This window comes from Octadecabacter sp. B2R22, assembly GCF_018861045.1.
In the GTDB taxonomy this organism is placed as follows: domain Bacteria; phylum Pseudomonadota; class Alphaproteobacteria; order Rhodobacterales; family Rhodobacteraceae; genus Octadecabacter.
Window position 1 is genome coordinate 115,420 of record NZ_JAHKQJ010000010.1, and the last position, 20,868, is coordinate 136,287.

At 55.6% G+C, this 20,868-nt stretch carries 20 protein-coding genes and 1 other RNA gene; 13 read left to right on the forward strand and 8 right to left on the reverse strand.

Translation table 11 applies throughout. The annotated features are described in order from the left end of the window. Nucleotides 1–37: 37 nt before the first annotated feature. Nucleotides 38–1,804, reverse strand: coding sequence for a DNA polymerase III subunit gamma/tau (locus KO486_RS13510; RefSeq protein ID WP_216037805.1), 1,767 nt, complete (start codon nt 1,802–1,804; stop codon nt 38–40). 35 nt (nt 1,805–1,839) lie between these two features. Next, entirely contained in the window at nt 1,840–2,199 is a 360-nt protein-coding gene (locus tag KO486_RS13515; RefSeq protein WP_216037806.1) for a DUF202 domain-containing protein, read from the reverse strand. Nucleotides 2,200–2,386: 187 nt separating this feature from the next. Between KO486_RS13515 and KO486_RS13520 the strand changes: the two genes are divergently transcribed. Together KO486_RS13520 and KO486_RS13525 are read left to right on the forward strand one after the other, a co-directional pair. Further along, nucleotides 2,387–3,916 (forward strand): ankyrin repeat domain-containing protein, encoded by a 1,530-nt coding sequence (locus tag KO486_RS13520; RefSeq protein ID WP_216037807.1) that lies wholly within the window; start codon nt 2,387–2,389, stop codon nt 3,914–3,916. Then, nucleotides 3,903–4,394, forward strand: a complete 492-nt coding sequence (locus KO486_RS13525) for a dual specificity protein phosphatase family protein (protein ID WP_216037808.1) — start codon at nt 3,903–3,905, stop codon at nt 4,392–4,394. The genes KO486_RS13520 and KO486_RS13525 overlap by 14 nt, the downstream gene beginning before the upstream one ends. Here the strand turns inward: KO486_RS13525 and rsgA are convergent. Continuing rightward, entirely contained in the window at nt 4,381–5,400 is a 1,020-nt protein-coding gene (rsgA, locus tag KO486_RS13530) for a ribosome small subunit-dependent GTPase A (RefSeq protein ID WP_216037809.1), read from the reverse strand. The two genes, KO486_RS13525 and rsgA, sit on opposite strands and share 14 nt — an antisense overlap. Before the next feature lie 88 nt (nt 5,401–5,488). After that, nucleotides 5,489–5,587: signal recognition particle sRNA small type (gene ffs, locus KO486_RS13535), an RNA gene on the reverse strand. Nucleotides 5,588–5,695: 108 nt separating this feature from the next. Between ffs and nudC the strand changes: the two genes are divergently transcribed. Next, nucleotides 5,696–6,652, forward strand: a complete 957-nt coding sequence (gene nudC, locus KO486_RS13540; RefSeq protein WP_216037810.1) for an NAD(+) diphosphatase — start codon at nt 5,696–5,698, stop codon at nt 6,650–6,652. Between the two features lie 50 nt (nt 6,653–6,702). Further along, the gene (locus tag KO486_RS13545) at nt 6,703–7,164 is read left to right on the forward strand and encodes an SRPBCC family protein (protein WP_216037811.1); all 462 of its coding nucleotides are present in this window, start codon (nt 6,703–6,705) and stop codon (nt 7,162–7,164) included. Between the two features lie 23 nt (nt 7,165–7,187). On the opposite strand, the gene KO486_RS13550 is transcribed toward KO486_RS13545, so the two are convergent. Continuing rightward, nucleotides 7,188–8,036, reverse strand: a complete 849-nt coding sequence (locus KO486_RS13550; protein ID WP_216037812.1) for a prephenate dehydratase — start codon at nt 8,034–8,036, stop codon at nt 7,188–7,190. Between the two features lie 121 nt (nt 8,037–8,157). Here KO486_RS13550 and KO486_RS13555 point away from each other — a divergent pair, with 121 nt between their 5' ends. From KO486_RS13555 to KO486_RS13575, 5 genes are all read left to right on the forward strand, one after another. Beyond that, the gene (locus KO486_RS13555; protein WP_216037813.1) at nt 8,158–8,673 is read left to right on the forward strand and encodes a c-type cytochrome; all 516 of its coding nucleotides are present in this window, start codon (nt 8,158–8,160) and stop codon (nt 8,671–8,673) included. A gap of 181 nt (nt 8,674–8,854) precedes the next feature. After that, the gene (locus tag KO486_RS13560; RefSeq protein WP_216037814.1) at nt 8,855–10,786 is read left to right on the forward strand and encodes an extracellular solute-binding protein; all 1,932 of its coding nucleotides are present in this window, start codon (nt 8,855–8,857) and stop codon (nt 10,784–10,786) included. A gap of 40 nt (nt 10,787–10,826) precedes the next feature. Further along, entirely contained in the window at nt 10,827–12,044 is a 1,218-nt protein-coding gene (locus KO486_RS13565) for an ABC transporter permease subunit (protein WP_216037815.1), read from the forward strand. Then, complete coding sequence (locus KO486_RS13570; protein ID WP_216037816.1) at nt 12,044–13,186, forward strand: ABC transporter permease; 1,143 nt, start codon at nt 12,044–12,046, stop codon at nt 13,184–13,186. The genes KO486_RS13565 and KO486_RS13570 overlap by 1 nt, the downstream gene beginning before the upstream one ends. After that, nucleotides 13,183–14,769 carry an ABC transporter ATP-binding protein gene (locus KO486_RS13575; protein ID WP_216037817.1) on the forward strand — a complete coding sequence of 529 codons (1,587 nt, stop codon included), beginning with the start codon at nt 13,183–13,185 and terminating at the stop codon, nt 14,767–14,769. Before KO486_RS13570 ends, KO486_RS13575 begins: the two co-directional genes overlap by 4 nt. Here KO486_RS13575 and KO486_RS13580 read toward each other — a convergent pair. Continuing rightward, entirely contained in the window at nt 14,766–15,458 is a 693-nt protein-coding gene (locus KO486_RS13580; protein ID WP_216037818.1) for a fumarylacetoacetate hydrolase family protein, read from the reverse strand. The genes KO486_RS13575 and KO486_RS13580 overlap by 4 nt on opposite strands. A gap of 17 nt (nt 15,459–15,475) precedes the next feature. Further along, nucleotides 15,476–16,840: a D-alanyl-D-alanine carboxypeptidase family protein gene (locus KO486_RS13585; RefSeq protein ID WP_216038357.1), complete on the reverse strand. Its 1,365-nt coding sequence runs from the start codon at nt 16,838–16,840 to the stop codon at nt 15,476–15,478. Between the two features lie 431 nt (nt 16,841–17,271). Here KO486_RS13585 and clpS point away from each other — a divergent pair, with 431 nt between their 5' ends. From clpS to KO486_RS13600, 3 genes are read left to right on the forward strand one after another with little or no spacing between them, the layout of a single operon-like run. Beyond that, on the forward strand, nt 17,272–17,613 hold the full coding sequence (gene clpS, locus KO486_RS13590; protein WP_216037819.1) for an ATP-dependent Clp protease adapter ClpS: 342 nt from the start codon (nt 17,272–17,274) through the stop codon (nt 17,611–17,613). Nucleotides 17,614–17,633: 20 nt separating this feature from the next. After that, nucleotides 17,634–18,569 carry a methyltransferase gene (locus KO486_RS13595; RefSeq protein ID WP_216037820.1) on the forward strand — a complete coding sequence of 312 codons (936 nt, stop codon included), beginning with the start codon at nt 17,634–17,636 and terminating at the stop codon, nt 18,567–18,569. A gap of 45 nt (nt 18,570–18,614) precedes the next feature. Then, nucleotides 18,615–19,424: an SDR family oxidoreductase gene (locus tag KO486_RS13600; RefSeq protein ID WP_216037821.1), complete on the forward strand. Its 810-nt coding sequence runs from the start codon at nt 18,615–18,617 to the stop codon at nt 19,422–19,424. Nucleotides 19,425–19,429: 5 nt separating this feature from the next. Here the strand turns inward: KO486_RS13600 and KO486_RS13605 are convergent, their stop codons facing one another. After that, nucleotides 19,430–19,819 (reverse strand): hypothetical protein, encoded by a 390-nt coding sequence (locus tag KO486_RS13605; protein WP_216037822.1) that lies wholly within the window; start codon nt 19,817–19,819, stop codon nt 19,430–19,432. 107 nt (nt 19,820–19,926) lie between these two features. Here KO486_RS13605 and hemF point away from each other — a divergent pair, with 107 nt between their 5' ends. After that, nucleotides 19,927–20,823, forward strand: coding sequence for an oxygen-dependent coproporphyrinogen oxidase (gene hemF / locus KO486_RS13610; RefSeq protein ID WP_216037823.1), 897 nt, complete (start codon nt 19,927–19,929; stop codon nt 20,821–20,823). Nucleotides 20,824–20,868 lie beyond the last annotated feature (45 nt).

A 20,868-nucleotide genomic window follows, 5' to 3' on the forward strand; every position in this document is an offset into this window, starting at 1 on the left:
ATAAGGGGGCGGGGTGCGCCCTGCAAGATACGGGGGCTTAGCTGTCCTCAAACGGATCCCATTCCTCGTCGACCTCTGGCAGCGCTTCGAGTTCGGCTTCCGCTTGCATCGATTGGTGCGATTTGATGTCGGTTATCTTAGCGTTCGGAAACTGGCTAAAGATTGCTTGGACGATAGGATGCGCCTTGGCCTTTTCGCGCAGGGCATTGGCTTCGGCGTCGCGCACTTCGGCGATCGTGTCTTCGCCGCCTTTGTTAACGACCGTTACGGCCCAACGGTTGCCCGTCCACGCCTGAAGCCGTGACCCAAGCCGTTGAGCGAGGTCATTGGTGGCGCTGGGGGAGGGAACGAATTCAATCCGGCCCGGTTGGTAAGCGGCCAGCCTAACGCCGGTTTCGACTTCGACAAGCAGTTTCACATCGCGATGACGGCGGATCAGTTCAACCACGTGATTAAACGTCGGGTAAAGGGCAAGCGCCTCATCGTTTGCAATGGCAAGGGCGGGGCCGCCTGCTGACATTGTTGTGCCGCTGGGGCCTGAATGCGTTGGTGCAGGCGCGCTGCCTTGTGCATTTGTCGTCGGGGCCGAGGGCGCTGGGCGAGCCCCACCGCCACCACCACCGGGTCCGGCGGGAGGCGTTGCGCCGTCAAGTTTGCGCACCAGTTCTTCTGGGCTAGGAAGGTCGGCGACATGCGTAAGCCGGATAATCGCCATTTCAGCGGCCATCATCGCATTCGGCGCAATTGCGACCTCTTCTAGGGATTTCAGCAGCATTTGCCAAAGGCGCGACAGCACTCGCATGGGCAGGTCTTGTGCCATCTGCGCGCCGCGTGTGCGTTCATCGGGACCAACTGTCGGGTCTTCGGCGGCGTCTGGGGTGATCTTGATGACGCTGACCCAGTGGGCGATTTCGGCCAAGTCCCGAAGGATCGCCATCGGGTCGGCCCCGCCAGAATATTGGCTGGACAGTTCGTGCAAGGCGTCGGCTGCCTGACCTTTCAGGATCATGTCAAACAGATCCAAAACGCGGCCTCGGTCCGCAAGCCCCAGCATGGCGCGCACTTGGTCGGCGGTGGTTTCCCCTGCGCCATGGCTGATCGCTTGATCGAGCAAGGACTGCGCATCGCGCGCAGACCCTTCAGCCGCACGGGTGATCAAAGCCAAGGCATCGTCGGTGATTTCTGCGCCCTCGGATGTCGCAATCTTGCGCAATAGGCCGATCTGGTCTTCGGGTTCGATCCTGCGCAAGTCAAACCGCTGGCAACGGGACAAGACAGTGACCGGAACTTTACGGATTTCCGTGGTCGCGAAGATGAATTTGACGTGTTCAGGCGGTTCTTCGAGCGTCTTGAGCAGCGCGTTGAACGCACTGGTCGACAGCATGTGAACCTCATCGATGATGTAGATTTTATAGCGGGCAGATGCCGCACGGTAATGAACGCTTTCGATAATCTCGCGGATGTCGCCGACACCTGTGCGCGATGCAGCATCCATTTCCATCACGTCAACATGGCGGCCTTCCATGATCGCCACGCAGTTTTCGCATTTGCCGCAGGGTTCGGTCGTTGGGCCACCTGTGCCGTCATCGCCGATACAGTTCATCCCCTTTGCGATGATCCGCGCGGTCGTGGTTTTACCCGTCCCGCGAATGCCGGTCATGATAAAAGCCTGCGCAATACGGTCCGCCGCAAAGGCGTTTTTCAGGGTGCGCACCATGGCGTCCTGTCCGACAAGATCGGCAAAAGTTTCGGGGCGGTATTTCCGCGCGAGGACTTGGTACTTTGGGGTGTCGGATTCGGTCATTTGGTTAAGCTACGCGTTGCCCGATCCGGCGTCCACTAGAGAGACCACAGAATAGCGCCAGTTCCGATTGCAGCCAGCGTCATGATTGCGGCAAGGATTGTGAATGTTGTAGACGATGTCGCCTCGAAATCATTCTCTTGCAGGCGTGACAAAGTCTTACAGGCATTGCGCCGCGCTGCCCAAAAAATCAGAACGGCGACGAGTAAGAAAATGGATGCCACCGCTTTGGCCGCCCATGTGGGTTCGAACGCCCCAAATACCGCTTTCATACCGATGGCGACACCAATCGCACCCAATCCGGTGCCCATCCAACTGGAATAAGTGCGTTCGTTGGCCATGGCGGTGCGGTCCTCGGCCATGTTTGTGCGATCTTGAGACGTTTTCTTTTCTTTCATTTGGCCATCTTAACGGCTGCCTTGTTCTTCTCAAGGTTTGCTCGTAGAATTTAGAGGCCCAAGAGGGGGGCATCCAGGTTCGCGGAAAGCTGATATCGGCACCCTTATCGATCTTAGAACAGACCATTTCGGTCTTTCTCATTGTCCCGAACAGCGAACCGTTGGGACCAATCGATGAGGAAGTCCTATGACAGACCCCCTAGAACAATTCCGCCGTGCGGCCAAAACGCTCAAATCTCGTTATGAAACGGGTGATGCTGATGCGCGTGCCCGATTGAAGGCCCACCCGCCAAGGTCTGCGGGCGATCTCAAGCATGCTGATTTTTTACACGTCATCGCGCAGGAAAACTCCTTCGCCAGCTGGCCGGCGATGAAAGATGCGATCGAGACGATGGGCCTTGATCGTGCAACCAAAGTCCAGCGACTGAAGATCGCGTTGTTTCATGGCCAGACGGGAGTGGTCCAACGATTGATTTCGAACACACCCGATCTGGCGGCAGGTCATTTTGGGTTGCTGTGTGCGCTTTTGGATGTGCAATCCGTTTGGGCGATGTTGAAAAAGGACCCAACGCTTGCCGCCAAGATGGCCGGACCTGTGCAGCCTTTGGTGCATTTGTGTAAATCGCGCATGTTTAGCGTTTGGCCAGAGAGGGCCGATGATGCTGTGGCGATTGCGGATATGCTTGTCGCGAACGGGGCTGACGTAAACGCGGGCACAGTTGAGAACGGCGCGCCGTTGTCCCCGCTTTATTGGGCGCTGGGCCATGCGGGGAACATGCCGCTGGCCGAATGGTTGCTTGAGAACGGGGCAAACCCAAACGATGGCGAAAGCCTGTACCATTCGACCGAGCTGGGCCACGCAGATGGCGTTCGGTTGTTGTTGACCCACGGTGCAGACCCCAAAAAGACCAATGCGTTGCCGCGAGCGATGGATTTTGACAATGCCGAGATGGTTGAACTTCTGTTGAAGGCAGGGGCTGATCCGAATGAGGGCACGGATGCGTGGACAGTTGGTTCGGGTGTTCAGCGTGGTGTGCCCGTTCTTCATCAGGCGGCGCGACGAATGAATTCAGGCGCGGTTTTGGATTTGTTGCTGGAATATGGCGCGGACCCGACAGCAACTTGGAATGGTCACAGTGCATATGCATTTTCGCGCGTGTTCGGCAATCACGCGTTGTGCAAGCGGATCGAAGCGCACGGAAGCGTATCGGAGCTGACCGAGATTGAGACACATCTTGCCGCGGCGGCGACAGGTAAACCGGTTGAGGGATTCATAGACCCCGCAAAAATTCCTGACGCATACCGAAATATCCTGCGCGAAGTGCTGCATTTGCCAGGAAAGCTACCCCATCTAAAGGCTTTGGTTGCCATAGGGTTGGAATGGGACCGCCCCGACGGTGAAGGAATAACGCCTGTTCAGGCGGCGGGTTGGGTCGGGTTGCCTGATGTGCTGGCGTATTTCCTTAAGCTTGATCCTGACCTTAGTCATGTGAACAATTACGGCGGTACTTTGCTGTCCACGATCATTCACGGTTCTGAAAACAATCCGAACCGTGGGGCGGCGGATTATGTCGCTTGCCTGCGATTAGTGCTTGATCATGGCGTCGCCTTACCGCGAAAAACGATCGAGATGGCGGGCGATGATGACGTTCGCAGAACCTTAGAAGACTGGGCGGCGGCAAAGCCGTCACAGGTGGTGGCACATGGAATTGGCTGAATTCGCGATTTACCCTGTAGCGGTCGGGGCAGGGCAGATTGCCCTGTCTGCGATACCGGGGCGTTATGGCACCTATGAGGATAACCTATCTGCGATCTTGCATTGGGGGCCTGATCTTGTGCTGACGATGACGGGACAGGCAGAACTGGACCGTGTCGGCGCGACGGATTTTGGGGCGGATTTGTCGGCGGCGGGTGTTGCGTGGCGGCATCTTCCGATTGTCGATTTCGGTGCTCCGAACGCCGATGTTATCGCGCTCTGGCCTGAAACATCGGCGCTTGCCCATGACGTTTTGGCGCAGGGCTGCAAGATATTGAGCCATTGTTTTGGTGGTTGCGGGCGGTCCGGAATGGTGGCGCTTCGGCTGATGATTGAAACGGGTGAAGCCCCTGACGCGGCGCTTGCGCGGCTGCGCGCTGTTCGGCCCTGTGCTGTTGAGCGCGACGCCCAGTTCGAATGGGCGTCTAACGGCGTTTAAAGCGGCCCTTTTCTGCGCCGTTGTCATACATCTTCTGCATCCGTTTCATATGGGCGCGGTTTTCGCCCACAGTCGCGGTGTTGAATCGGTTTTCTTTTTCCAGCTTGCGCCACCGTTCAAGACGATCCGCATCTAGGTCACCCGCATCAATAGCCGCACGAACGGCGCAGCCCGGTTCCGTGATATGGGCGCAGTCGTTGAATTTGCACTGGGTCGCAAGCTCGGTGATGTCGGAAAAGACTTCGTCGACACCCTCGGTCGCATCCACAAGGCGCAGTTCGCGCATCCCGGGGGTGTCGATGAGCCACCCGCCCGCAAGCGTGGGGCGCAGGTTGCGGTTGGTGGTTGTGTGGCGGCCCTTAGCGTCGTCTTCGCGGATGTCTTGGGTGGTGTCGGCAATCCCAGTCAGGCGGTTCTGGATGGTGGTTTTGCCCACGCCAGACGACCCGACCAAAGCCAAGGTCTGACCGTCCGAACACCACGCATTCACACGTTTTACATCTTCGTCATCCGTCGCATTGATCGCTACAGCGCTGAGCAAAGGGGATAGTTTTTCGGCTTGGCGCACGTAGGATTGCGGATCATCGCAGTGATCCGCTTTCGTCAGGATCACCAGCGGCAAACAACCGGACGCGGCGCACATCGCCAAATACCGTTCCAGCCGCGCCACGTTAAAATCTGCGTTGCAGCTTGTGACAATGCCGAGCGTGTCCACATTGGCGGCAATCAACTGCGGTTTGGATTCTTCGCCAGCGGCGCGGCGCGTGATTTCGGTGGTGCGTTCAAGTGGCCCTGATGCGGCTGCCCCTGTGGCAATAACCCAATCCCCAACCGCGTAGACGCCGGCTGATTCCGTTGGTGACAAAGACACATCACCCTTTGCGGAAAACCCGTCCAACCGTGAGCGATGCACCGCACTCACGCGAACAGGATGCTGTTCGTCGATCAGTTCGGCTTGCCGTGAAAAATGCGCCGTCCAGCCGAGGGATTTTAGATCAGTTGTCATGGAATGCAGTTATCTTATTTCTGGAGCTCACAAAAGCTGTGCTTTCGCTTCGTCAGAAACCGCGGCAAATGCGATGCATTTGTGCGGTAGGTGAGAGGTTGGACATCGACCCAAGTGGGGCTCGTTGTGGCTGCTTCCTTCCGGACCTGACCAGGTTGGCGAGGCACTTGCCCGCGCCAACCCCTCACCGCTCATATACGAACGAAGGGGCGCTCTTGCAAGGGATTCGGGAAAAGCAGGCTCGCAAGCGATGAGAGTGTTTGCACCAGACCCTTAGCCATGCGACCTAACAGGCATGAAACATGCAGAAACAGTGACATTCGGCGGCTCAGGACTTGATCGCGCGGCACATTTGCGCGCGGACGTAACTGCGTTGGAACAAAATCCAGATGCGCGGTGTATCCTGTTATGGCGGGGAAAACTGATGGTCGAGGGCGAAGGCTTGGGTCTTGCCCGTGTGCCTTTGGACCATCCTGTGTTGGCTGATGCCGGACCCGTGCGGGTGTTTATGGGGCTTGATGACGCGGGTCCTGTTTTTGCGGCAAACCTGATCAACTGGAACCCAGAGGTGCTGGACGAAGAGGCGATGAACACGTTTCTTGATCCCACTACCCAGCATCACCCTGCGATGCCGGACGCGAACCACGCTGCCGAATTACGTGCGATCATGACGACACTGACGCCGCGCGATGCTGAATTGGCAGCCACAGCACGAGCCGTTCTGCAATGGCACGATAGTCACCGTTTTTGTTCGACCTGTGGTGTTCGAAGCGTTTCCGATGACGCAGGGTGGAAAAGGACGTGCCCAGACTGCGGCACGTTCCATTTCCCGCGCACAGACCCTGTCGTGATTATGTTGATCCTATCGGGGGACAATGTGCTTGTCGGGCGCTCACCTGGTTGGCCCGAGGGAATGTATTCTTTGTTGGCAGGCTTCGTGGAGCCTGGCGAGACGATAGAAGCCGCTGTGCGCCGCGAAGTGTTCGAAGAAGCGGGCGTTGAGGTCGGTGAAGTGGACTATCTGGCCAGCCAACCTTGGGCTTTTCCATCATCCTTGATGATCGGCTGTCTGGGGCAGGCGACATCAACAAAGATCACCGTTGATCCTGTAGAGCTGGAAGACGCACGCTGGATTTCACGCGCTGAGATGGTGCAAGCGGCGAATGGGGAACACCCAGAGATAAAGCCCGCCAGAAACGGCGCAATCGCACATTTTCTGCTAGAGAACTGGCTGGCAAATACGCTAGATTAATCAAACGAAATTAAACAGGCTGACAAGGCCGGACGAACGAGCAGGACACCATGGAATTTAGCGCACACGACGACATCTCGGCTCCGATTGATTTTGTTTACTCACAGGTTACTGATTTCAAAAGGTTTGAACGCTCCATCATGCGCCGTGGCGGCGATGTTGAACGCCTTCACGGGGGTGACACAGCGACCGTGGGCACAAAATGGCGGGTGAATTTTCGTTTGCGTGATAAAGACCGGACCGTTGATGCCGAATTGGTTGAGGTTGATGCCCCGAACACATTGAAGATCGAAGTCACATCGCCCAGCATAGATGGCACGATGGTGGTTGATCTTATCTCACTGTCCAAAACCCACACCCGCCTGAGCGTTAAGGCGAAAGCCGTTGCAAAGACAATACCGGGTAAGCTGCTGTTTCAGTCCGTCCGGTTTGCGCGCGTTAAAACCGAGAACAAGTTCAAGATGATGGTAAAAGGCTTCGCCGAAGACGTCGAAGCCAAGCATGTCCGTTAATCACCCCGCCAAGACAATATCTTTTAAGACGATGGCTTTTCGTGGCGCCGTGGCGCAGCAGGAAAGACACCCATCAATCGGATGTGGTCAGTGAAGTAGTCCAACTCTTCCATCGCCAGCGCGACATTGCGGTCATCAGGGTGGCCTTCGACCTCGGCGTAGAATTGCGTCGCCGTGAACTGGCCACCAACCATGTAGCTTTCCAGCTTTGTCATGTTGACCCCATTGGTCGCGAACCCACCCATCGCTTTGTAAAGCGCGGCTGGAATGTTGCGAACGCGGAAGACGAAGCTTGTCACCATGCCATGTTTGCCACGACGTGACAGATCGGGCTCACGACCCATGATCAAGAAACGCGTTGTATTGCGGTCATGGTCCTCAATGTGGCGGGCCAGAATGTTCAAACCATAGATGCCTGCCGCCATTTCAGAGGCCAAAGCGCCCGCCGTCATGTCGTCGCCTGCTGCGACGTCCATCGCTGCGCGGGCATTGTCGGGGCTGATCATCGGTTCAATCCCGTTTTCGCGCAGAAATTTACCACACTGCGGGAGAATCACGATGTGACCGCTGGCTGTTCTGATCTGATCGACCTGTGCGCCGGGTTTGCCAAGCAGGTTGATGTGAACCCGAACAAAGGCTTCGTCGACAATGTGCAGCCCGCTTTCGGGCAGCAGCGTATGGACATCACCGACCCGCCCGTAGGTGGAATTCTCAACTGCGATCATGCCAAGATCGGCTTCGCCCTTGCGGACGGCTTCAATCGCGGCGTTGAACGTCGGGCAGGGGAGAGGTTCATAACTGGGGCGTGCTTCGACGCAGGCTTGGTGGCCGTAGGCGCCTGGTTCGCCCTGAAATGCGATGCGTTTTGTCATCTTTCTCCCCTATTTTCCATTTTTCGCACAAAATGGGCATTTGGTCGCGGTGCTACACCTTGATAAATGGCGAGGGAAGCGGATAGATGGCGCACAAACTAGGAAGCAAGTGGATCGCGACATGTTCGACACAATGACAATGACCAAAGTTCTTGGCGGCGTATGCGGCACACTATTGGTGTTTTTGCTGGGCAAATGGGCCGCAGAAGAGATTTATCACCCCGGTGGCCACGGTGACCACGAGCAGGCTTACGTGATTCCTGTTGAGGGTGCCGAAGATGCAGCACCCGTTGAAGAAGGCCCGGACTTCGCAGAAGTTTACGCAATGGCAGACGCAGCAGCAGGCGAAGGCCAGTGGCGTGCATGTGCGGCGTGTCACAAACTTGAACCAGGTGTTAACTCAACTGGCCCGGCATTGTACGGCGTTGTAGGCCGCGCTGTTGGTGGTGTTGCTGATTTCGGAAGCTATTCTGGTGCATTGAACGATGCGGCTGATGTTTGGACACCTGAGAACCTGAACGCGTTCCTTGAAAACCCACGTGGCTTCGCGCCGGGGACTGGCATGACATACAACGGCATGCGCAAGATCGAAGATCGCGCGAACCTTATCGCGTATCTCGACAGCCTCGACGGCTAAGTTAGACGCAATCGAATTTTTGAAAGGCCGCTCAGTTTGGGCGGTCTTTTGCGTTGTGGAATCCGAAAACTGGGCGGCTGTCGGCCTAAATCACGCAGTTGTCACGTAATCTCAACTTGAATGTTAGCCCTTCGCCGTCCTAGCTTATTTATAAGGAATTTTCCGCAAGCAGGAGCGCCAAATGGCCAAAGCACAACATCACTCTCATGCCCCACGATCCAAGGCGGCAGTTCAGACCCAACAATTGGGGCTTTCAAAATGGGGGATGTTGCTGGCTGGCTCAGTATTGGTAATTGGTGCGGCAAGCATGCTGCGCGCTGACAGCCATGAAGAAGTGATCATCTCGCATGGGTATACAAACTTCGGAGAGCTGAAATACCCAGTCGACATGGCGCATTTGGATTACGTCAATCCCGACGCCCCAAAAGGCGGCGAGATGAGCCTTTGGACCCAAGGCACGTTTGATACCTTCAATAATTTCACCCGTGAAGGCGCAACAGCAGCGGGCACAACGATCCTTTACGAAAGCATCATGACCGCCACGGCAGATGACCCATATGGGTCGTATTGTTATCTTTGCACCACGATCGAGTACCCAGAAAGCAAAGACTGGGTGATCTTCAATCTGCGCGATGATGTTACGTTTTCTGATGGTTCGGCGTTTACTGCCGAAGATGTGGTGTTTTTCCACGAGCTGATCATGGATCAAGGCTTGCCTGAATATGTGGCCGTTGTTGAAGGCTATGTTGAAAAGGTCGAAGTCCTCGACACGCACCGTGTGCGTTTCACCTTCACCCCCGAGGCTCCGCGCCGAGACGTGATCGGCATCGCCGGAAGCAACCGTGCGTTTTCCAAAGCGTGGTTTGCGGAAACTGGCGCTCGGCTTGATGAAAGCACGGATGTGCCGTTCCTTGGCACGGGGGCATATGTTCTTGGCAGTTACGACACCAATCGAAACGTTGTCTATCAACGGGATCCGAATTGGTGGGGCGCAGAGCACCCGATGAATGTCGGGCAGGCCAATTTCGATTCGATCCGCTATGAGTATTTCACGGATAGCGCTGCGGCGTTTGAGGCTTTCAAAGCGGGCGAATACACCTTCCGTCAAGAAAGCTCTTCGTTGCAGTGGGCCACAGGGTACGAGTTCCCTTCCATCGAAAACGGTTGGGTGCGCAAAGAAGAACTGCCAGACGGCACGATTGGCTCTGCGCAGGCGTTTATTTTCAACCTTCGGGACGAAAGATTTCAGGACCCTAAGGTGCGCGAAGCTATTCGTCTGATGTTCAACTTTGAATGGTCAAACGAAACCTTGTTCTACGGGCTTTATGATCGCGTCGAATCGTTCTGGCAGAATACCGACCTTCAGGCGCAAGGCGTGCCATCCGAAGCTGAGCTGGCTCTGCTTCAACCGCTCGTTGATGAGGGCCTGCTTGATGCTTCTATCTTGACGGATGAGGCCGTTTTGCCGCCGACATCGAGTGCGGGCCGCCCAACAGATCGCACGAACCTGCGTCTTGCATCCGCCCTTTTGGACGAAGCGGGCTGGATTGCCGGCGATGACGGGATGCGCCGTAAGGACGGACAAGTGCTTGAGGTGGAGTTCTTGTCAGCGTCCCCCGGTTTTGATCGCATCATTAACCCTTACGTCGAAAGCCTGCAGCGTTTGGGCGTGGACGCGACCCTGAACCGAGTGGATTTCGCGCAATACGTTGAGCGTCTGGATGCACCGTCTGATTTTGACATGATTACCCACACAATGACCCAAGGGTTTGAGCCGGGTAGCGGTCTGCGCCAATGGTTCGGGTCTGAAACGGCGGCGGACAGTTCGCGCAACCTGATGGGGCTTGAAGATCCTGCAGTTGATCGTCTTTTGACAAACGTCATCAACGCGACGGGTCTGGAAGAAATGACAGTCGGAACCCAAGCGATCGATCGCGTGTTGCGCGCCAAAGGGTTCTGGGTTCCACAGTGGTACAAGTCGACCCACACGGTCGCCTACTACGATATCTATGAGTATCCTGAAAACTTGCCGCCATTTTCGCTGGGGAATACGTCGTTCTGGTGGTACAACGCCGAAAGAGCAGAAGAATTAAAAGCTGCGGGCGCTTTCTAGGCTCCGACAGTTGGCAAAAAGACCAAAAAGGCTACGCTGAATGGGCGCCTATATCCTCAAACGATTGCTTCTTGTGATCCCGACGTTGCTTGGGATCATGATTATCAACTTCGTGCTGATTCAGTTCGTGCCCGGTGGCCCGATTGATCAAGTCATCGCGCAGATGGAAGGGGGCGGAGACGTCTTTGAAGGCATCTCTGGCGGCGGGTCAGAGCTGCTTGAGAACGAAAGCGGTGATAGCGTTGCATCCCGTGGTTTGCCGCAAGAATTTCTGGACCAGCTCCAAGTCGAATTCAATTTCGCACGGATCGTTTGCGATGTCGGGTTCACAGGTGAACCTGACCTAAGTGCGGATGAGTGTAATCCAGTCCCAATCCCCGCAATCGAACGTTTTTTCCTGATGATGTGGGATTACATGCGGTTCGATTTCGGTGAGAGCTATTTCCGGTCTGTGTCGGTCGTCGGCCTTGTCATGGAAAAGATGCCTGTATCAATTACGCTGGGCCTTTGGTCCACGTTGATTGCTTATATGGTTTCGATCCCGCTGGGCATTCGAAAGGCTGTTCGCGATGGGTCTTCGTTTGATACGTGGACCTCTGCGGCGATCATTGTTGGTTATGCGATACCCGGGTTCTTGTTCGCCATTCTGCTTATCGTTTTGTTTGCCTCGAACAACTGTTTCAGGCTGCCATTCGGAATATCGGATTTCTTCCGCGAAAACGTAACGTGGCTTTATAATTCGAACCCGACCTGCATGCGATTGTTCCCACTGCGGGGGCTAACGTCATCGGATTTTGACCAGCTGAGCACGTGGGGACAGATCAAGGATTACTTCCATCACATCGCACTGCCAGTGTTGGCCTCAACCATTTCAGCGTTTGCGACTTTGACGCTGCTGACCAAGAACAGCTTTTTGGATGAGATCAAGAAGCAGTATGTCATTACGGCCAAGGCCAAAGGCCTGTCAGAAGCGCGCGTTCTTTATGGCCATGTCTTCCGCAACGCGATGTTGATCGTGATCTCGGGCTTTCCGGCGCTGTTCATTGGCGTGTTTTTTGGTGGGTCCCTAATTATCGAAACGCTGTTCTCGTTGGATGGGCTTGGCCGTCTCGGGTTTGAAGCGACATTGCAACGCGACTATCCGGTGATGTTTGGCACGTTGTTTGCGTTCTCTCTCATGGGGTTGGTTGTCGGGATTATCACCGACATTACCTACGTGCTGATCGATCCGCGCATTGATTTCGAGAGGAGAGGGTGATGACTGACTTAGCTCCTCCTCCTCCGACAAAACGCTGGTATCATTTGTCGCCGTTGAACCGACGTCGCTGGACGAACTTCAAACGCAATCGCCGCGCGTTCTGGTCGCTTTGGATATTCCTGTTCCTGTTTGTGATGTCGCTGTTCGCCGAATTCCTTGCCAATGATAAACCGATCTTGGTCAGCTATCGCGGTGAAATCCGGATGCCGATTTTCCAGTTCTACTCAGAACGTGACTTCGGCGGGGATTTCCCGACACAGGCGGAATACAAAGACATTGAGGTCAAGTGCCTGATCGAAACCGGCGGGCTTGTCGATTGTTTTGACGAACCTGAAGCGCTTATCGAAGCAGCGCAAACCGGTATCGATGATCCTGATTTTGAAAAGGGTTGGCTGATCTGGCCACCCGTGCCCTACAGCTACAATACCATCGTCGACATTCCCGGTGTGGCCCCGTCGCCACCGGATGAAAACAACTGGCTGGGGACCGACGATACAAAACGTGACGTGGTCGCACGGGTGATCCACGGGTTCCGCCTTTCGATCTTGTTCACGATTATCGTTACGTCTTGCGCGTCGGTCATCGGGATCATCGCGGGTGCTGTTCAGGGATACTTTGGCGGCTGGGTTGATCTGGTGTTTCAGCGACTTCTGGAAATCTGGGGCTCAACCCCGTCGCTGTACGTGATCATCATTCTATTTGCGATTTTGGGGCGCAGTTTCTGGCTGCTTGTCTTCTTAACAATTCTGTTTGGCTGGCCCGCTTTGGTTGGCGTGGTGCGCGCCGAGTTCCTGCGCGCTCGAAATTTGGAATACGTCCGTGCGGCCAAGGCGCTGGGTGTTCGGGATCGCACGATAATGTTCCGCCACATGCTGCCAAACGCGATGGTGGCGACGCTGACGATGTTGCCGTTCTTGATTACAGGCACAATTGCGACACTGGCGTCTCTCGACTTTCTTGGCTTCGGCCTGCCATCCTCGGCCCCGTCACTGGGTGAAATGACACTACAAGCCAAACAAAACCTGCAAGCGCCTTGGTTGGGCCTGACAGCTTTCGTCACCTTTGCGGTTATGCTGTCGCTGCTCGTGTTTATCTTTGAGGGCGTGCGTGATGCCTTTGATCCGCGAAAGACATTCTCATGAGCGCCCGTGTCCTAGACGTTCAAAACCTCACGGTTGATTTTCGCCAAGACGGGGAAACCACCCACGCTGTGCGCGGTGTAACCTTCCATGTCGATAAGGGTGAGACGGTGGCGCTGGTGGGCGAGTCCGGTTCGGGTAAATCAGTGTCCGCACTGTCGACCGTGCAGTTGCTTGGTGACAGTGCGACCGTCGGTGGGTCTATCACCTATGAAGGCACCCAGATGGTCGGCGCACCTGAAAAAGACCTTCGACGTATTCGCGGCAACGACATCAGTTTCATTTTCCAAGAGCCGATGACGTCTCTCAACCCGCTGCACACCATCGAAAAACAGCTGCGCGAGTCGATTGAGCTGCACCAAGGATTGCGCGGCGATGCGGTGCGCGTCCGCATCATCGAACTGCTGACACAAGTGGGTATCCACGAAGCAGAGCGGCGTTTGATGTCTTATCCGCACCAGTTGTCTGGCGGGCAACGACAACGTGTCATGATCGCTATGGCGCTGGCCAACGGGCCTGAGATGCTGATTGCGGATGAGCCAACGACCGCGTTGGACGTAACGATCCAAGCGCAAATTCTTGAATTGCTGGCTGATCTGAAACGCGACCTTGGAATGTCGATGTTGTTTATCACCCATGACCTGACCATCGTGCGCAAGATTGCGGACCGTGTCTGTGTCATGAAAGACGGTGAGATCGTCGAGCAAGGCCAAACGGCCGAGATTTTTGCCAACCCGCAGCATCCCTATACCCGCACCCTTCTTGAAGCCGAAAGCACTGGCTACCCCGATCCAGTCGATCCCACTGCCAAAGTGGTCGCAAAGACGAAGAACCTGAAGATATGGTTCCCTCTGACGTCTGGCTTGTTGCGGCGCACAACGGGCTACGTGAAAGCGGTCAACGATGCGACGCTCGAAGTACGTGCTGGCGAGACGTTGGGTATTGTTGGTGAATCAGGGTCCGGTAAGACGACGCTGGCCCTTGCGATGATGCGTTTGATTTCATCGGAAGGGCGCATCGCCTTTATGGGGCAGGACCTTCAGGGCTTGAAAGAAGGCCAAATGCGTCCACTGCGGTCTGAGATGCAGATCGTGTTTCAGGATCCCTATGGGTCACTGTCGCCTCGTATGACGGTTGAACAGATCATCGCAGAAGGGCTGACAATTCACGGCACGGCGCAGGGTAAAAACTCGCGTGAGATGGTTGCGGACATCATGAAAGAAGTCGGCCTCGCGCCAGAATTGATGGACCGATATCCGCATGAGTTTTCGGGCGGGCAACGCCAACGGATCGCGATTGCGCGGGCCATGATCCTGCGACCAAAACTTCTGGTGCTTGATGAACCGACCTCGGCATTGGATATGACAGTGCAGGTGCAGATCGTCGAACTGCTACGTAATCTGCAAAAGAAGTATCAGCTGGCCTATCTGTTCATCAGCCACGATCTAAAGGTCGTCCGCGCGCTGTCCCACAAAGTCATCGTGATGAAACGCGGTGACGTGGTTGAGGCAGGGGATGCCGATGCTATTTTTGACAACCCACAAACAGAATACACCCGCGAACTGATGAAAGCGGCGTTTGACTAGGCTTCGTAGCTGACGGAGACGGGGGATAGACCTTCGATTTCACAAACGCATGTTTGCCCCCGCTCAATCGGACCGACGCCAGATGGCGTGCCTGTCATGATGACATCGCCGGGCTGAAGCGTGACGAGGCCAGACAGTGTGGCGATGATTTCGGGCACGGACCAGATCATCTGTGACAGATCACCATTCTGGCGCACGTCACCATCGACCAAACAGCGAATGGCGCCTGAAGTCGGGTGGCCGACCTCGGATACGGGGTGAACAAGACCGATGTTGGCGGATTGATCAAAACCTTTACCCATATCCCACGGCTTGCCGCGTTTCTTGGCAGCCCCCTGTAAATCGCGGCGCGTGAGATCGTTACCAACGGCATAGCCATAGATATGACGCAGCGCCTCTTCCTCAGCGATACTCGTGCCACCGCGCCCGATCACCACGACCAGTTCCGCCTCATGGTGGAGGTTCTCTGTCGCAAGCGGGAAGGGGATCGTGCGGCCTGACGGCACATATGCGCTGGCCGGCTTCATAAAGAAGATCGGCGGATCGGCCTTGGGATCGCCGCCCATTTCGGTGACGTGTTCCGCATAGTTTTGGCCGACACAGAAAATCCGGTGCATTCCGACATAGTGGTCGGCTTTGCTGCTTTTCAGTTTCGGGATGCCGGGTGCTTGTACGTCTAAAACCGCCATGGTGTTTCCTCGGGCTGTTATTCAGGCCCGATCATGAAACACGTGGTGCCACGGGCTTGCAAGCGTGCACATGCACGTTCCGCACCATCACGGGTCAACCCCATGAAATTGGCGTCAAAGCCGCGGCTGGATTGATTTACACGTCGCAATGATCCGTCCAGCGTGGACATTTCATTCAAAGCGACGCGCAAAAGTACACGTTCTGCCTGATACCGAGACCCGTAGCGGCCCACGTTCACACCCCAAAGACGACTGCCAGAGGTAGAGATGCGGGTGACGATTTCAGGTTCGTTCGGGGTCGGGCTGGCCTGTTGGACAGCGGCAAGAACGACATCGGAGGGTCGCGAAGGCGGCGCTTCGCTGGCTTCGGGCGCTGCTGCCGCGGTTTGAATAACGTCTGCGACGACGTCTTGGACCGCGTCAGCATTCACAGCGACAAGAGCTTCAGCAACTTCTGGAACATCAGGCACAGCACGTGCCTGTGGGCGTAGGGACCGCGCAACCAGACCGTTTACGCGAACTGTGCGGGCTGTCGTGCCTGGGGCAGGGGTGTCAGCGCCTGCGCTTTGCGGACCAACAGGGCGTGGACGGTCAATGCGGGCCGTACTTGGTGCGCGGGCAAAACCCATATCAAGCAATTCAGCAACGCGTGCGTTACGGGCAGCAGTGGAAGACCCGCCAAACATTGTTGCGATGATGCGTTCTTGTCCACGTTCAGCGGATGCAACAAGGTTGAACCCTGCGGCGCGTGTGTAACCAGTTTTGATGCCATCTGCGCCGCGATAGGCGTTCAGGAAACGGCGGTTTGTGTTGGCAACTTCGCGCACACCAGCGTCGGTCGTGATGCGGCCAAAGATGTTATAATACTGGGGATAATCGTAGATGATGTGACGACCAAGCACGGTCATATCGCGTGCGGTGGACAAATGGCCTGCTTCGGTCAGCCCGTGGGCATTGCGGAATGTTGTACGGCTCATGCCCATGGCTTGGGCTGTTGCTGTCATACGGCGGGCAAAGGCGGCTTCGTTGCCTTCCAAGGCAATCCCGATCGCGGTCGCGGCGTCATTGGCGGACTTAACGCCAGCAGCTCGGATCAAATAACGGAACTGGATACGTTGGCCTGTTACCAAACCCAATTTGCTGGGCGGTTCGTTCGCGGCCAACGGAGTGATTGTCACCATGTCATCTAGACTGATTTCACCGCGCTCAATTGCCTGAAACGCAATATAGAGCGTCATCATCTTGGTCAGGGACGCCGGATGCAACTGGGTGTCAGCATTGCGCGAATGCAAGACCTCACCTGTTCGGGCATCCATTACCATAGCGGCATAGGGCGCGGCTCGACCTGTGGCGGGCGCAAGTGCGGCCAACAGGAGTGTCATCAATAGAAGAATACCCGCCAACGCGGGGTGTTGAATACGACGTTTCACGCCACTGCCTCTTTACTGCCTCGTGAGCCCCAGTTTTGTCGGGGTCTCCTTATTATGGAATAAGGCTAACATAGGGCGACGGTTCAGAAAATACCTTATTTTCAAAGGCTTTTGGTGTGGCATCCCTGCACAGGTAGGGCTTGGGGAACCATATCTAGCGGTCGTCTTCAAAATTACCCCCTAGATGCTGAAATATGGCAACAATGCGGCAGGTGATAATATTGTTGTGACCGCGGGGCGTGGGACGTTGCCCCGCACGACGCGATGCAAAAAAAAACCGTTTACCGATCACGTCATTGCACGCCCCCTTTTCATAAGCCCCATGAAGGCTATATTAAGCGGCTGACATCACACTGAGCCGGCGAGTCGGCAAGGGAATCGATATGCTGCAAGACATCATCATGATGGCCGACAAGAATGAAGACGACGATGGTGACATCGGCGTTAAACTTGAAACGCGCCCAAAAACAAAACGCCCACCTTTATATAAGGTGATGATTTTGAACGATGATTATACTCCGATGGAGTTCGTTGTGCATGTCTTGGAACGCTATTTCGGCATGACCCATGACCAATCCGTAGAGCTGATGCTTACCGTTCACCAAAAAGGGTTGGCGGTTGTTGGTGTGTTTTCCCATGAAATTGCTGAGACTAAGGTGGCCCTTGTGATGGACCTTGCAGCACGTCACGAACACCCCCTGCAGTGCACAATGGAGAGAGAGTAGGCCGCGCGCCCTCTTAGCTCATGAAACATTCAAGATTATTCACCGCGCTGAGCGAAGGCCTGACATTGGACGGGCCGTTACATGTCTTACGTCCACCTATGGGGTATGACCTTGCTGGGCTCCAAAACGTCACCGTTGAGGCGACGTTCTTTGCAGATCATCAGTATTGGTCCTCTATGGGCATGATTGGTGATGGCGCTGGGTGCATTGGCACGCTCGTTGTTCTTCCCCGCTCAAAGACGCTCGCGCGGCAAATGGTTATGCAGGCCATCACTGCGGGCGGTACAGTAATCGTGGATGGCCAAAAGACTGACGGTGTTGAATCGATCTACAAAGACATTCGCAAAACCAGCGCGATCAATGGCGTCGTGACCAAGGGCCATGGACGGTTGTTTTGGTTTGAGGCTGGTAACGCCCCGAAATGGGACACTTCTGTCAAATCACCTGCGGGATACGAAACTGTGGCTGGCGTGTTTTCCGAGACCAAGATCGATGCGGGGTCCGCGCTGTTGGCACCCCAGTTGGACACTCTCAAGGGGGACGTGGCCGATTTGGGCGCTGGTTGGGGCTACTTGTCTCGCGAGATTCTGGCCCATGACGGTGTGACGCGGCTTGATATGGTTGAGGGGGAGCAAACCGCACTAAACTGTGCGATTGCCAATACCAATGATGCGCGCGCCCACGGGATCTGGGCTGACGCGCTGACCCATAAAGGGTCTTACGATGTTGTTGTGTCTAACCCGCCGTTTCATGCCGGCCGTGTTGGCGATCCGGATTTGGGCCGTGGTTTTATCGCCACGGCGGCGCGTATCCTGAAACCGCGCGGCGTGTTTTATATGGTCGCCAACCGCCACCTCCCTTATGAGGCCGATCTCGACGCAAAATTTGCGCGTGTCGAAGAACTGAACGGAACGGGCGCTTTCAAAACTTTCCGTGCGACTCGCCCTCGCCGATAATTCCCGCTAGCGTCGCATCATCTGCGCGGGCGAATAGGAGCCATCATGTCTTTTTCAATCGACGGTAAGACCGCTATCGTAACGGGGGCTGCCAATGGTGTTGGCCTCGCGATTGGGCGGCATTTTTTGTCTAAGGGTGCGAATGTTATCTTTGCGGATATGGACGAAGAACGACTAGAGGCGGAGCTTGGGGACGGTAAGGCCGAAACCGAAAGCTATCGAACGTTTGCATGTGATCTGCGAAAGAAGCTTTCCATCAACAACCTGCTGTCCATGACGATCGATAACTTTGAAAAGGTCGACATCCTTGTGAATGCGTCGCGTCAGATCGTGTCATCCGATCCGCTTGACCCAAAAGAAGACAACGTCGAAACGATGCTGAACCAGAACCTGATGACGTCCCTGCGCCTGACGCAAGCGATCTCGAAACGGATGATCAAGCAAGCAAGCGGAGACGAAGAAGAGACCGGAAATGTCGGGTCTATCATCAACCTCAGTTCAATCGCGGCACGACGGGCCAATCCTGATCTTCTGGGGTATTCGATCGCGACGGCGGCTCTTGATCAGATGACACGCTCGATGGCCGTGGCTTTGGCTCCGCACCGCATTCGGGTGAATGCAGTGGCGTTCGGGTCGGTTATGTCGTCCAGCCTCAAGCACCAGCTGCGCGACAATGAAGAGTATCGCAGCGACATTATCGACAACACACCGCTCGGCCGTATCGCGGGCCCGGGTGAGGTTTCAGACGCCGTGCAATACCTTGCGTCTGATGCGTCCAGCTTTGTAACCGGTCAGGTCATTACAGTGGATGGTGGCCGAACCTTGATTGATCCGGCCACAGCACCAGCACATTAGATCGCTTATTCTGGATGAACCGCGATACATTGCTGCGTGGTTGCCTGTGCCTGTTGCACGGCCGTTTCGCGGCGTTCGATAAACTGCGCAAGTTTGCGGCGCTCGTTGGCGATATCGATAGTGACAGGTTCACGACGGGTGAAGGTTTCGGTTTCGTCGCAGCGGTAACGGAATTTTGTGCCGTCTTCACGTACGCCTTCGCAGGTTCTACGCAAAACACGGACATCTTCGACCTCAACCAAGGCATAGCCGCGTTCGATATTGCCGCGCGTGGTCGCGATGAGTTGGTCCAGCGAGGCAACGGGGCGGTTCGCACCCGCGATGCAGCGTTCGCGCGGTGTGCCGCAAGCGGCCAGCGCGATGAGAGGGATTAAAACAAGGGTCTTGTGTAACATGGGTCTTCCTTTGGCAGCCAAATGGTCGCGTATGTTTGACAGGGTGTTGGCCTGCACGTTTAGTCAATGCTAGTGGTCATTGATAAGCAATAACAAGGGTGCGGATCATGGGTCTGGGTGACATGGAAACCGAAAAAAATGAAGCGTCTGCGTGGTTTCGAACCTTGCGTGATGAGATCGTAAAGACCTTTGAAAATTTAGAAGACAGCCAAGTCACCGGACCAATGTCTGACCAGCCCGCGGGTCGCTTTGAAATAAGCGAGACCAAACGCAGTGGTGACAGCGGCGAAGATGCTGGCGGCGGTTTGATGTCAGTGATGCGCGGTGGGCGTGTGTTCGAAAAGGTTGGCGTTAATATCTCGACTGTTTATGGAACTCTGGGCGAACGCGCGCAGGCTGCCATGATGGCCCGCAAGGGTTTGGCAGGCATGGCCGATGATCCACGGTTTTGGGCGTCGGGAATCAGTCTTGTAGCACATATGCAAAACCCGCACGCCCCTGCGGTTCATATGAATACGCGGATGTTCTGGACGCCGCATGCATGGTGGTTCGGCGGCGGGTCTGATTTGAACCCATGCCTTGAGTATGACGAAGACACAGCGCATTTTCACGCGACACAAAAAGCGTGGCTCGACCCACACGGAGAGGCGCATTACCCTAAGCTAAAGGCATGGGCAGATGAATATTTCTACATCCCCCACCGTCATCGCGCGCGCGGCGTTGGCGGCGTTTTCATGGATGATCATTGCACGGGTGACTGGGTGGCCGATTTCAAGCTGACACAGGATTTGGGCAATGCGTTTTTACCAGCTTATGTTCCGCTTGTTGAAAAACGCAAAGGCACGCAGTGGAACGATGCCGATAAGGACGCGCAGCTGGTGCATCGTGGGCTCTATGCGGAATACAATCTGGTTTATGATCGTGGCACAAAGTTTGGCCTCGAAACTGGCCATGATGCGAATGCAGTGTTGATGAGCCTGCCACCTTTGGCAAAATGGGTCTGACGGAACGACGCTCTTGAAGCCCTTCGGCCTCAAGACGCCCCGCCC